Here is a 12,380-nt window from a genome sequence, read left to right as displayed (position 1 = left end):
GAAAACCCGGTTTGACTTTCAGACGGCCTGCCGTTTATTCGGCTGAAGTTTCGGGAGCCGCTTCCTGCACGGCGGCCTCAACGGCTTCAGCAGATTGCGTTTCACCGCCCTCTTCCTTTGCCGCTTCCGCCTCGGCACGGCGTGCCGCCTGTTTTTCCAACATTTCTTTCACCATCGGATTTTGCGCGGCAACAGCCTGCTCTTCCGGCGTTACTTCGCCTTTGAAACGGTTGTTCAAATCAAAACGTTTGCCGCCGCGTGCCAATGCCTTCAAATAGCGCGGACGGCGGCAGTGATTGGCCAGCACGCGCATAATCAGGGCAGAATCATATTGCGGCATGGCCGCGATTAAATCCTGGTCGATGCCCAATGCCAAAGGCTTAAAGCGTTTGAAAACATCAAATTTGCCGTAGATATAGTCGGCAATCATATCGGTTTGCTTCTTTTTGCTCATGGTTTGCACTGCGGTTTTCAGTGCCGCACCCAAGGCGGTTTCTTTTGTCATGCTTCGTTATTCCTGAGTAAATGAGAAGGGGAAATCGGCGTGTATTGTAACGTAAACCGCGGTTTGGGTTAAGCTGTTGTTGGCTGCGCTCCGCCATTGATACATCTTTTGAAACAATCATGCTTAGGTTATATGCCGTTTAAACATCAAGCAAAATATAAAATAGCAAAGATGCATCTGAAACAAAATAAAATTTTAAACTATTTTTAGTTTTCGGCACCTTTTCCCATCATTATTTTAATAATTGATGCGCGCTATCATTTGTATTAACATCGCAACCTTCACATCCCATTACGAAGGATTACAGAAAGGTTGCAGAAATGTCCGAAAACAAATCCAAATTCCCCTCACGGCCGAAAATCCTCGCCGTCAGCCTCGCAGGCATCCTCATTGCCCTCCCCGCCTATGCCGCCGACAACCCGCCCGCCGAAGTAACCGAAAGCAGCAACATCGAAGCGCTGACCGTTACCGGCAAACGCAGTGCCGACCAAAAAGGCGCGGACGACGTGTATTACAAAAACGTCTCCAACGCCTACGTCGGCAAGGAATACCTCGAACGCTACCGGATTAACGCCGCCGGCGACGTGCTCAAAGGCCTGAACGGCGTGTACAACATGAACACCCGTACCGCCGGCGGCGCGATTACGCCCAATATCCGCGGCATCGCGGGCAAGGGCCGCATCCCGGTTACCGTGGACGGCACCGAGCAAACCATCGACGTGTGGATGAACAACTACGGCGTGGTAGACCGCAATTATCTAGACCCCGCCCTGTTCCGCAGCATCGCGGTGGAGAAAAGCCCCGCCCTCACACGCGGCGTGAAATCCGGCGTGGGCGGCGCGGTCATCATCCGCACCATCGAAGCCGCCGACATCGTGCCCGAAGGGCGCAAATGGGGCTTTCAGGTAGCCACCGAGCAATCCAACAACGCCGTCAAGCCCCAATACGACTTTACCCGCTGGCTCGGCTGGGACGACTACCGCACCCTGCCCATCGGCGCCACCGCCGACGGCGACAATGTACTTGGCGGCGTAGGCACCAACACCCCGCAAACCCTGATATTCGACCAAGGCAGCTTTGAAGACCCGCGCCGCAAAAACAACCGTTTCGGCGGCGACCGCTATTGGCAGGGTGCAGCCGCCTTCAAAACCGATATTGCCGACGGCTTGGCCGCCTACAGCTACCGCAGCAAAGGCAACTATTATGCCGGCAAGGCCGGTGCCGGCGGCTATCGCAACAACCCGATTTATGCCTATAGCCGCTGCTACGAAACCGGCGGTACCGATGAAGAATGCCTGAGCACCGCCACGCTGGTGCCCAACATGGCCAAAATGTTCCCCGAAGGGCGCGAGGTCTACAACACCAACACCGAAACCAAAACCCTGCTGCTGAAAAACAACTGGCACTTGCCCGGCAGCCACAAGCTCGGCTGGCAATATATGCGCAGCGACATCCGTTTCGGCGAAATCAACCCCTTCCAAACCGCCTACGAAATGACGTTTGTCGAGAACAACCCAGCTGATGCGCCAAAACCAAAACATCGACTCCAAAGTCCGCACCGACACCTACAAACTCGGCTGGAGCTGGAAGCCGGAAGGCAGCCGCTGGCTCGATTTGGAAAGCAGCTTCTGGCAGATTAAAACCGACACCACCCGCTACCAGAGCGGCGGCGCCGCCCTGGTAGCCGCCAACCGCGACCAGCTATTCGACAAATGGTATTGGTGCACCCACCGCGGCCGCCCGGACCGGCTGGATGCCGCATCCGGCTTAAGCTGCGACGATCTGAACGGCCCTGCCGCCCCCTTCTTCGGCACGCTTCCCGGCTTCCTTTCCAAAACCCGCGAAGAAATCCTCGCCATCAACCCCAACGACGGCCGCAAATTCGCCGTGTTGAGCAATGCCGAGCAGAAAACCCGCATCACCCGCACCGGCTTCGACCTCAGCAACCGCTTCCGCCTGCACCCGCGCCTGAACATGACCCTTTCCGCCGACTACCAGCGCGAACGGCTGAGCGAAGAGAGCAGGATCACCAATTCCGAAGACCTGCTCAACCTGCGCGGCCTGCTCACCGGCATGACCTACCTGGCCGGCCCGCGCGGCGGCAAACGGCGCGAATGGGGCACCAACCTGGTGTTCGACTGGCAGGCCACCGACCGCCTGAAAATTTCCGCCGGCCTCCGCTACCACAATTTCAGCGCACGGGATACCGCGCTGGCCGCAGGCCGCGCCCGCCGCGACCCGCTCTATCAGGCCGGCGGGGAAGGCTCCAACAGCTATTACGACGGCCTCTACGCTCCCTATTGGCAGTTGGCGGGCGAAGAAGAAGCCGCCAGCTGGGACAGAGTGCAGGCGGCGCGGCAGGCATATTCGGCTGCGGCTTTGGCCGGCGATCCGGATGCAGACGATAAACGTCGGATTTACTATGATTTGGAAAATGCACATTTGGAGCGTTTCGATTATCCGTTTTACAGCGGGACTCCTTACCGCCGCACAAATGTTGCAGAGTATGCGGATGAGCAGGGGAATGTGGGGTACTACGGCATCAACGCCGTCCTATACCGGGTGGTGCCGGTTTTTGTCCCATTCCGCAACGGCAAGCTCGACAGCCGCGCCTTCGACGCCGCCTACGGCAAAATCGATTTTTCCGAACAGGTGCAGGATCCGCAGGGGCGGCACGGCCGCTTCAACCGCTATCTGTTTAAAATAGGCAATACCTTTGGGCTAGGCCCGTGCACCAACCCGCATCGGGGCTGCACCCCCGAGAGGGGCACGCGCATTACCGATTTGGCTTCGGATAATAGATACCCGGAGGACATCGGCGGGCCGGAGCCGGGGAAAATCCGGCGGAACTACACCGAAGAGCAGCGCTGGGCGCAGCCCGAAACCATCAAGGCCCATGCCTGGGCGCCCACTATCGCCGTCAGCTACGACCTGACCGACAACCAGCGCCTGTTCGCCCGCTATGCCCAGGCCACCCGCTTCCCCAGCATCTACGAAGTCGGCTCCATTTATAGCGACATCAACCACATCTCCACCCCCACCGCCCCGCGCTTCGAGCTGAGACCGGAAAAAAGCCGCAGCTTCGAAGTCGGCTACAGCTTCGATTTCTCCCCCTATTGGAGCAAACTGCGTACCGGCAATATCCGCCTCACCTACTACCGCAACAGCATCAAAAACCTGATCGAAACCACCGACTACTTCCGCATCACCCAATACGACCGCAAAAACACCGCCGGGCTCGAGCTGCAAACCCGTTTCGACGCCGGCTCCGTTTTTGCCTCTCTCGGCGGCTCCTACCGTCTCAAGCAGGAAATCTGCGACCGCGACACCACAGTCGATTTCGACCCCTTCGGCAACATGGGGCTGCCCGGCTGCATCGAGGGCGGCTACGGTTCCACGCGCGGCTTTCAGGCGTTCCAGCCCAAATATTCGCTCAATTTCGACCTCGGCACCCGCCTGTTGGGCGAACGGCTGGAGCTCGGCCTGCGCGGCATCTACCACAGCCGGCTCGACAACCGCCAATACAACGAACTGATACGCAAAGGGCTCTCACTCGTGGTGCAAAGCAGCGGCGCACGCTACCACTGGCGGCCGTCGCTGATTATTGATGCCTACGGCAACTATGCGGTAAACCGCAATTTCGACGTTAAATTCTCCGTGGGCAACCTCACCAACCGCTACTATCTCGACCCGATGAGCAACGTGCCCACCCCCGGACCAGGCCGCACCGTAACCCTCGGCATCAAAGGGAAATTCTAGCCGCAAGATAAGATAGATTAGGCCGTCTGAAAACCTGAAATCAGTTTTCAGACGGCCTTTTACTGTAAGCGGAAGATATGCGGATGATATTCCTGCAAAGCCGGGGATTTTTGAGCAGCAAACCGTCTCAGCGGCCGCGCTGTTTATATTTTCCTGCCTTTCGCCGCCAACATATCCAGCATCCCTGCTAGATGACTTCTGCCCTCCTCCTTGCTCACAATCGGCTCGCCGCCTTTGCGCCCTAAAATCTTGATGTCTTCCTGCGGCATTTCGTCTATGAAGCGGCTGGGTTCGGGGAACTGCCATGTACCTTGTTTTTTGCGTTTGACGCAGTGGGTCAATGTAAGCTGGCGCTTGGCGCGGGTGATGCCGACGTACATCAGTCGGCGTTCTTCTTCGACGTTGTCTTCTTCGATGCTGTCGTTGTGCGGCAGAATGCCCTCTTCGCAGCCGACGAGGAAAACGTAGGGATATTCCAAGCCTTTGGAGGCGTGCAGGGTCGAGAGTTTGACGGCATCGACTTCTTCTTCACTTTTGCCTTCTAAAAGCGTCATTAGGGCGACGGTTTGGGCGAGTTCGATGATGTTTTTGCCATCTTGTTCGCCTTTGCGCTCTAGCCAGCCGGTCAGGTCGCTGACGTTGCGCCATTTGATTTCGCCGGCTTTGCCTTCTTCACTGGCAAGCAGGTGGTTTTCGTAGTCGATTTCTTTGAGCAGGCTGTTGATGAGTTCGCCCGCTTCGCTGGTTTCGGCTTTGGCGCGGTAGCTGCCGAACATATCCATAAAGGCTTGCAGGTGTTGGCGGTTGGTATTGTTCAACAGGGCGAGTGCTTCTTCGTTTTGCGCGGCTTCATACAGGCTGCATTCGTGTTCGTGCGCGTAGGTGTTGAGCTTGCCCAGCGTTACATCGCCGATGCCGCGTTTGGGCGTGGTTACGGCGCGCAGGAAGGCGGGATCGTCGTTGGGGTTGGCAAGCAGGCGCAAATAGGACAAAACGTCTTTGATTTCGGCTTTGTCGAAAAAGCTTTGTCCGCCGGAGAGTTGGTAGGGAACGCGCGCGCTGCGCAAGGCTTCTTCAAAAATCCGCGCCTGATGGTTGCCGCGGTATAACACGGCGAAATCGGCGTATTGGGTTTTGTCGCCGCCGACCAGCTTCTGCTTGACGATTTGGCTGACAACCCAGTCGGCTTCGTGTTGCTCGTTTTGGCAGGCAACGACTTTGACGATTTCGCCTTCGCCGAACTGCGACCAAAGTTTTTTGGTGAACAACTTGGGGTTGTTTTCAATCACTTTGTTGGCGATTTTGAGAATCCGCGCGGTGGAGCGGTAGTTTTGCTCCAGTTTGATGACTTTCATTTGCGGATAGTCTTCCTGCATTTTGCGCAGGTTCTCCATGTTCGCGCCGCGCCATGCGTAGATGGACTGGTCGTCGTCGCCGACGGCGGTAAACATGCCTTCCGCGCCGGTCAAGAGTTTCATCAGGGTAAATTGGCAGGTATTGGTGTCCTGACATTCGTCAACCAACAGATAACGCAACCGCCGCTGCCATTTGTTGCGCACTTCGCTGTTTTGCTGCAACAGTACGGCGGGCAGGCGGATTAAGTCGTCGAAGTCCACCGCCTGATAGCTTTTTAGGGTTTCCTGATAGCTCGCATAAACGCGCGCGATTTGTTCTTCCCAAGCGTTTGAGGCCGTCTGAAGTACGTCTTCCGGCGTTTTCAAATCGTTTTTCCACAGGGAAATCTGGTGCTGCGCTTTGAATAAGGCTTCTTTTCCCATGCCGCCCAAAAGTTCGCCGATGATTTTCGCGCTGTCGGTGGAATCAAGGATGGAGAAGTTTTTTTTGTAACCGACATGATTCGCCTCTTCGCGCAGAATCTTCATGCCCAAAGAGTGGAACGTGCAAATCGTCAGCCCGCGCGTTTGCGATTTGGGCAGCATTTTGGCGACACGCTCCTGCATTTCCGTAGCGGCTTTGTTGGTGAAGGTAATCGCGGCGACGGTATGCGGCAGATAGCCGACGTTGACAATCAAATGCTTGATTTTTTGCGTAATCACGCCGGTTTTGCCGCTGCCTGCGCCGGCGAGCACGAGCAGAGGCCCGCCGAGGTAGCGGACGGCTTCGATTTGCTGTGGATTGAGTTTCATGGGAATTTTGACGCAGAAAGGCCGTCTGAAAAAGGCCGGATTATAACGCAACGGACGGTTTTCAGACGGCCTGCCATTATGGACGGGCGTTTTAGCGGCAAACTTCGACCAACCAGCCGTATTTGTCCTCCGCCAAGCCGTATTGGATGTCGGTTAAGGCTTTACGCAGGGCATAACCGCGCTCCTGGCTGTTCACTTCGATTTCTTTGCCGCCGATAACGAAAGAAGTAACGGGCGAGATGACGGCGGCGGTGCCGGTCAGAATCGCTTCCGCGCCCTCTTCGACTGCGGCTTTGAGTTCGTCCACGGTGAAGTTGCGTTCGCTGACGGTGTAGCCCAAGTCTTTGGCGACGGTCAGCACGGAATCACGGGTAACGCCGTGGAGGAATTCGTCGGTCAGCGGCTTGGTGATGATTTCGCTGCCTTTAATCAGGATAAAGTTGGACGCGCCGGTTTCCTGTACGTCGCCGTTCGGGCAAAACAGGACTTGGCTTGCGCCGTAGTCTGCTTTCGCCTTCAGCACCCAAGGCATGGCGGAGGCGTAGTTGCCGCCGCATTTGACGCGCCCCATGTGCGGTGCGCAACGGATGTGTTCGGTTTCAACCAAAATTTTCACGGGCGAACCGGCTTTGAAATAATCGCCGACCGGAGAAGCGAGGATATAGAGCAATGCGGTTTCAGACGGCGAACCGGCTTTGCCGATAACGGGGTCGGTACCGATGAGCGTCGGGCGCAGATACAGCGCGGCAGGCGCGTCGGGGATTTCGTCGGCGGCGCGTTTGACTAATTCGATCAGGGCATTTAAATAGGCTTCGGTTTCGGGGCGCGGCAGGTGCAAAATATCCGCGCTTTGCTGCATACGGGCGATGTTTGCCGTCGGACGGAACAAGACGATTTTGCCGTTCGCCTGACGGAAGGCTTTCAAGCCTTCAAAGCATTCGCTGCCGTAATGCAGGGCATGCGCGCCGGGCGCGAGGGTAAGGTCTGCGGAAGTTTGCCATTCGGTCGGCTGCCATTTGCCGTCCTTATAGGCGATAACGGGCATTTGGGCGTGGAAAACGCTGCCGAACACGGCGGGTACGGGTCTGCTCATGATGGATACTCTCAACCGGATTTCGAAAAAACGTAAAGATACGCCTCCAAGTCCGTGTTTGGCAAGAAGCGCGCAGCCGAACAAACGAAATGCAAACGCAGGCCAAATCGTTTACACTAGCGGCTGTTTGTCCGCCTAACCGAGCCCCGCCCGATGCGGAGGCCGTCTGAAAACATCCTTACGGAGCCGTCAATGAAAACAGTTTCCCTGATTATCAAAGTATTTATCCTGCTGATTTTCCTAGTATTGGCCGTCATCAACAGACAGGCCGTGCAATTCAACTACCTGCCCGAACAAAGCGTGAACGCGCCGCTCATCGTCTTGCTGTTCGGCATGTTCGTCATCGGCGCACTGTTCGGCATCTTCGCCCTGTTCGGCCGCCTGCTGCGCCTGCGTGCGGAAAACAGCCGCCTGCGCGCCGAAGTGAAAAAGGCCGCCCGCCTGAACAACACCGACATCGCCGCACCGACCGCCGCCCCCGTTCCGGCTCCGACCCAGGCTCCCGTCCCCGCCGCCGAAACCGCCAAGAAAGAATAATCCCCGATGGAAAACGATATTCCGGCATGGTGGGTGCTGATTGCCCTGCTGCCCTTTATCTGCTTCGCCTTGGGCTGGGTTGCCGCCCGCATCGACATGAAAACCGTACTGAAGCAGGCAAAAAGCATCCCGACCGGTTTTTACGCCAGCCTGGAAGCCTTGGTAGACCGCAACACAGGTAAAGCCGCACACGAGCTGGCGGAAGTCGCCGATTTGCAGCCGCAGTCCTACGACCTGAACCTCACCCTGGGAAAGCTCTACCGTTCGCGCGGTGAAAACGACAAAGCCATCCGCCTGCTGAAAACCCTGAGCGAACTGCCCGACACCGTCGGCGACAAAAAACAGCGCGCCCTCTTTGAGCTGGGGAAAACCTACCAAAGCGCGGGCCTGGTCGACCGCGCCGAACAAATTTTCCTCTCCCTGCAAGGCGACAACATGGCCAAAGGCGCGCGCGAACACCTGCTCCACATCTACCAGCAGGACCGCGACTGGGAAAAAGCAGTCGAAACGGCGCAACTGCTCAGCCACGACGAACAGACCTACCAATTCGAAATCGCCCAATTCCACTGCGAAATCGCACAGGCAGCCCTGTTCAAATCCGACATCGAAACCGCCCGCAGCCATATTCAGACGGCCTTATCCGCCAACGGGAAATGCTGCCGGGCCAACATCATCTTGGGCGACCTGGAACTCAAACAAGGCAACTATGCCGCCGCCGTTACCGCCTACACGGCCATCGAAAAGCAAAACCACGCCTATTTGAACATGGTGGGCGAACGCCTATACGACGCCTACGACGGCCTGAAACAGCCGGAAGAAGGCCTGACCGTGCTGATCGGCTATATGCAGACCTTCCCGCAGCTCGACCTGTTGAACGTCATTTACGAAAAATCCCTGCTGCTTCACGGCGAACAAAAAGCCAACGAAACCATTGCCGAACTGGTGCGCGCCAAGCCCGACCTCAACGGCGTTTACCGCCTGCTGGGCGTGCAAATCAGCGGCCTGAACCCCGTATGGAAGGCAGATGCCGACATGATACGCGGCGTCGTCGGCCGCCAACTGCAAAAAAGCTGGATGTACCGCTGCCGCAACTGCCACTTCAAATCGCAGGTTTTCTTCTGGCACTGCCCCGCCTGCAACAAATGGGAAACCTTCACACCCGGCCGCATCGAAATATAGCGGATAGAGAAAACAATCCAAATGAGGCAGTAAACCCGCAGGTATAAACCAACGCTTTCAGACGGCCTCCCTACACATCAGGCCGTCTGAAACCGCATTTCCCATAGCCTACAGAAAAAGGCCGTCTGAAACACTTTAACCAAGAAAAACCATGAACCCCATACCGCGCAACGAATCCGAATCCGACGAACAATTCGTCTACACCTTGGCCGACCGCTGCTTCGCCTATCTTGAACGGCACGGCGAAGACGCAGGCGAAAAACTGACCGACGAACAACACACCCTCATGGCCTACGTCTTCCTCGACAGCCAAGTGCAGGAAGGCGGCTTTCTACAACTGATTGCCACAGGCTACGGCGACTACATCTTCGCCAACCCGCTGGCCGACAGCCTTCGCCGCTGGAAAATCAAACCCACGCCGAAAATCCTCGACCAAGCCAAAATGCTTTATCAACGCTACGGTGCGGAAATCGAAGAATTGGCCGGACAGGGAATCGGCCTGGAAGACATCCGCCGCCGTTACGGCATCTTTGAAGAACTCGACGGCGAATATTACGAAGCATCCAAAAGCGACATGCAGGCCGTGGCCGAGTACATTGAAAACGAATGGCCTAAATTCGCCGACCTTCCCGAATAACAAGGCTTTCAGGCCGTCTGAAATCAAACCGATAAGGAACCCCGATGAAAAAATTATTGCACACCATCCCGCTCACCCTCTTGCTCGCCGCCGCCCCGCTTCAAGCCTACCCCGTTATAGAACTTACACCCGAAAACACCCCGGCTTCCGCGCCGAAACAAGAAGCTCCGCTACCCGAGACCCCGGAGACCCGACTCAGCGAAGAAACCCTGCATCAGGAACTCCGCCAACTGCGCGACCATATGCAGACCGCCTTGAACAAACGCGATTTGGATGCCCTTTTGGACGGGCTGACCGACGACGTCGTCTTCACCACCATGAACGGCGACCGCATCATCGGCAAAGAACAAGTGCGCGGCTACTACGAAAAAATGCTCGGCGGCAGCCAACCCGTCGTCAAAACCATCACCGCCCAATTTGAAGCCGACAAACTCTCCCACCTTTACGACGGCAGAAACACCGCCTTCGCCTTCGGCCGCAGCAACGACCGCTACGAATTGGCCGGCGGCGAAACATGGGAAGTCAAGCCGCAATGGAGCGCGACCATCGTCCGCCAAAACGGCCGGTGGCTCATCGCCGGCTTCCACTACTCCGTCAATATGCTCGACAACCCCGTACTGTCCGCACAGCGAAACTGGCTGATGGGCGGCGGCGCGGCAGCCGCACTTTTGGCCTGTGCCGCCGGCTTCCTGTTGGGCAGACGGACAGGCCGTCTGAAAAAATAAACCCACCGCCCCACCCTCTTTTAGAAAGGAGACCCCATGAATTTCAATAATCTGCTCAATCAAGTTTTGGATACCGTACAAAAAACCGGCAACAGCGCACTGTCCGGCAAAAACGGCAACCCGTTGAACTCCTTCGGCGGCGGCGCACTCGTTGGCAGCCTGGCCTCCATGCTGCTGAAAAAGAAAGGCGGCGGCTCGCTGGTGAAAGCCGGTTCGATGGCCGCACTGGGCATGCTCGCCTACAAAGCCTACCAAAACTGGCAGGGCAATCAGGCACAAGCCCAACCGCAAAGCGCGTTCGCACCCGTCGGACAAATCGCCGAAGACCACAGCCGCATCATCCTGCGCACCATGATTGCCGCCGCCTCTTCAGACGACCTGATTGACGAGGCTGAAAAACAAATGATTGCCAAAGAAAGCAGTGCCGATGCACAAGCGCAGCAATGGCTCGCAGCAGAATACGCCCGCCCGGCCACCGTCGGTGAAATCGCCCAAGCGGTCGGCGGCGACCAGGCTCTTGCCGCAGAAACCTATCTGGCCGCGCGCATGGTGTGCGGCGATTTGGAACGCAAAGAAATCGTCTTCCTTGCCCAACTGGCGCAGGCTCTGAATCTGGACGACAAACTGGTCGATCAATTGGAACAGCAGCTCGGCCTGTAATTCATCGGTGCATAGTAATCAATCGTTTGTACGAGGCCATCTGAAAACTGCTTGGCATGTTTGGCGAGGAATGGCTGAAACATTCTTCCGACACAGGGCGGTTTATTCCGTTACCGGCAAAATGCCGTCTGAAAAACCTTGTTACAGCGTTTTCAGACGGCATTTTATTTGCTTGCCTTTGTGAGGCTCTGGCTTTTCCAATTTCAAACTGAAACGTTCACGGTTGCAATAATCTACATAATCATCCATCTATTGCATCAACTCCTTTACCGTCAACTCACCTTTGCGATACCTCCTGTCTTCAACACAGTAAAAAAACCTCTATCTGCACATTAGCTCGACAATTCCCTTTGCGCGATATGTCTTGAACAATCGAATGCCGTACAAGTATCCGCCTATACCCCTGCATGCGATACGGCACTTCTTGGCTGGAGTGCCGCAATGTTCCGGTTTTGCCGTCAAGAAGCAGAACGGCTGTGCGCAACATCTGCACCACCATTCTGCTGTCGGGACGGCAGCAATCCGATAACGGACACGCATCCTTTATTCACAACAGATATATAAGGGGCTGTACTAGATTAGCCCTAGATTTCGCACCACTTCCGCAGGATTTCAAGCTGCCGGGACGGCGTGCCGAAGTTAAACCGAAACCCGCATTCTTTCAAGAACAGCGGGAAGGATTTGCGATCGATTCCGTTGTATTTGCGTAGACGCGCTTTGCCTGATGCCAAAAATTTTTAATGCCGTTAATGTGGTTTTGACGGTCGGCAAATTCCTTGGAATGGTTGATGAGGTGATGGATAAAACCGCTTACGTCCGGCTTGCCATAGCTGCTCAGGCTATCCGTGCAAACGATGCCGTCAGGCATGATTTTCTGTCTGATAACAGGTATCAAAGTATCGGGTTTGGCATTGTGTCCACGAGTACTGTATAGACTTTATCGTGCCGTTTCGGAATACCGAAAACAACCACCTTGCCCGCCGGCCGCACCACGTCCGCAATCAATGATTGATGCGCACTATCATTTGTATTAATATTGCAATCTTCACATCCCATTACAAAGGATTACAGAAAGGTTGCAGAAATGTCCGAAAACAAATCCAAATTCCCCTCACGGCCGAAAATCCTCGCCGTCAGC

General features: G+C 55.9%; 10 protein-coding genes and 1 pseudogene. 7 read left to right on the top strand and 4 right to left on the bottom strand.

The annotated features are described in order from the left end of the window. Window positions 1–34: 34 nt before the first annotated feature. Window positions 35–505: a ProQ/FINO family protein gene (locus BM261_RS00050; protein ID WP_074894017.1), complete on the bottom strand. Its 471-nt coding sequence runs from the start codon at window positions 503–505 to the stop codon at window positions 35–37. Between the two features lie 320 nt (window positions 506–825). Here BM261_RS00050 and BM261_RS13025 point away from each other — a divergent pair, with 320 nt between their 5' ends. Both BM261_RS13025 and BM261_RS00045 read left to right on the top strand, forming a co-directional pair. Next, entirely contained in the window at window positions 826–2,145 is a 1,320-nt protein-coding gene (locus BM261_RS13025) for a Plug domain-containing protein (RefSeq protein ID WP_370446627.1), read from the top strand. Beyond that, complete coding sequence (locus BM261_RS00045; protein WP_394327989.1) at window positions 2,027–4,264, top strand: TonB-dependent receptor domain-containing protein; 2,238 nt, start codon at window positions 2,027–2,029, stop codon at window positions 4,262–4,264. Before BM261_RS13025 ends, BM261_RS00045 begins: the two co-directional genes overlap by 119 nt. 143 nt (window positions 4,265–4,407) lie before the next feature. On the opposite strand, the gene rep is transcribed toward BM261_RS00045, so the two are convergent. Together rep and ilvE are read right to left on the bottom strand one after the other, a co-directional pair. Continuing rightward, complete coding sequence (rep, locus tag BM261_RS00040; protein ID WP_074894015.1) at window positions 4,408–6,411, bottom strand: DNA helicase Rep; 2,004 nt, start codon at window positions 6,409–6,411, stop codon at window positions 4,408–4,410. Window positions 6,412–6,502: 91 nt separating this feature from the next. Next, entirely contained in the window at window positions 6,503–7,504 is a 1,002-nt protein-coding gene (ilvE, locus tag BM261_RS00035; RefSeq protein ID WP_074894607.1) for a branched-chain-amino-acid transaminase, read from the bottom strand. 192 nt (window positions 7,505–7,696) lie between these two features. On the opposite strand from ilvE, the gene BM261_RS00030 reads away from it, so the two are divergent. The 5 genes from BM261_RS00030 to BM261_RS00010 all read left to right on the top strand — a co-directional run bounded on the left by BM261_RS00030 (window position 7,697) and on the right by BM261_RS00010 (window position 11,242). After that, window positions 7,697–8,041, top strand: a complete 345-nt coding sequence (locus tag BM261_RS00030) for a LapA family protein (protein ID WP_049250107.1) — start codon at window positions 7,697–7,699, stop codon at window positions 8,039–8,041. 6 nt (window positions 8,042–8,047) lie between these two features. Beyond that, entirely contained in the window at window positions 8,048–9,220 is a 1,173-nt protein-coding gene (gene lapB / locus BM261_RS00025; protein ID WP_074894013.1) for a lipopolysaccharide assembly protein LapB, read from the top strand. 151 nt (window positions 9,221–9,371) lie between these two features. Beyond that, window positions 9,372–9,857: a DMP19 family protein gene (locus BM261_RS00020; RefSeq protein ID WP_074894011.1), complete on the top strand. Its 486-nt coding sequence runs from the start codon at window positions 9,372–9,374 to the stop codon at window positions 9,855–9,857. A gap of 44 nt (window positions 9,858–9,901) precedes the next feature. After that, on the top strand, window positions 9,902–10,582 hold the full coding sequence (locus BM261_RS00015) for a YybH family protein (protein WP_074894009.1): 681 nt from the start codon (window positions 9,902–9,904) through the stop codon (window positions 10,580–10,582). Between the two features lie 36 nt (window positions 10,583–10,618). Next, window positions 10,619–11,242, top strand: a complete 624-nt coding sequence (locus BM261_RS00010) for a tellurite resistance TerB family protein (RefSeq protein WP_074894007.1) — start codon at window positions 10,619–10,621, stop codon at window positions 11,240–11,242. A gap of 584 nt (window positions 11,243–11,826) precedes the next feature. Here BM261_RS00010 and BM261_RS00005 read toward each other — a convergent pair. Further along, window positions 11,827–12,223 (bottom strand): annotated as a pseudogene (locus BM261_RS00005) (IS1595 family transposase); the annotation flags it as partial. Window positions 12,224–12,380 lie beyond the last annotated feature (157 nt).

Source organism: Neisseria elongata subsp. elongata (assembly GCF_900113545.1).
Taxonomy (GTDB): domain Bacteria; phylum Pseudomonadota; class Gammaproteobacteria; order Burkholderiales; family Neisseriaceae; genus Neisseria; species Neisseria elongata.
This window is presented reverse-complemented; position numbering and strand designations above follow the sequence as displayed.

Coding starts and splice junctions, on each gene's coding strand:
- BM261_RS00050 (WP_074894017.1), bottom strand. CDS start 505: ATGACAAAAGAAACCGCCTTGGGTGCGGCACTGAAAACCGCAGTGCAA.
- BM261_RS13025 (WP_370446627.1), top strand. CDS start 826: ATGTCCGAAAACAAATCCAAATTCCCCTCACGGCCGAAAATCCTCGCC.
- BM261_RS00045 (WP_394327989.1), top strand. CDS start 2,027: ATGCGCCAAAACCAAAACATCGACTCCAAAGTCCGCACCGACACCTAC.
- rep (WP_074894015.1), bottom strand. CDS start 6,411: ATGAAACTCAATCCACAGCAAATCGAAGCCGTCCGCTACCTCGGCGGG.
- ilvE (WP_074894607.1), bottom strand. CDS start 7,504: ATGAGCAGACCCGTACCCGCCGTGTTCGGCAGCGTTTTCCACGCCCAA.
- BM261_RS00030 (WP_049250107.1), top strand. CDS start 7,697: ATGAAAACAGTTTCCCTGATTATCAAAGTATTTATCCTGCTGATTTTC.
- lapB (WP_074894013.1), top strand. CDS start 8,048: ATGGAAAACGATATTCCGGCATGGTGGGTGCTGATTGCCCTGCTGCCC.
- BM261_RS00020 (WP_074894011.1), top strand. CDS start 9,372: ATGAACCCCATACCGCGCAACGAATCCGAATCCGACGAACAATTCGTC.
- BM261_RS00015 (WP_074894009.1), top strand. CDS start 9,902: ATGAAAAAATTATTGCACACCATCCCGCTCACCCTCTTGCTCGCCGCC.
- BM261_RS00010 (WP_074894007.1), top strand. CDS start 10,619: ATGAATTTCAATAATCTGCTCAATCAAGTTTTGGATACCGTACAAAAA.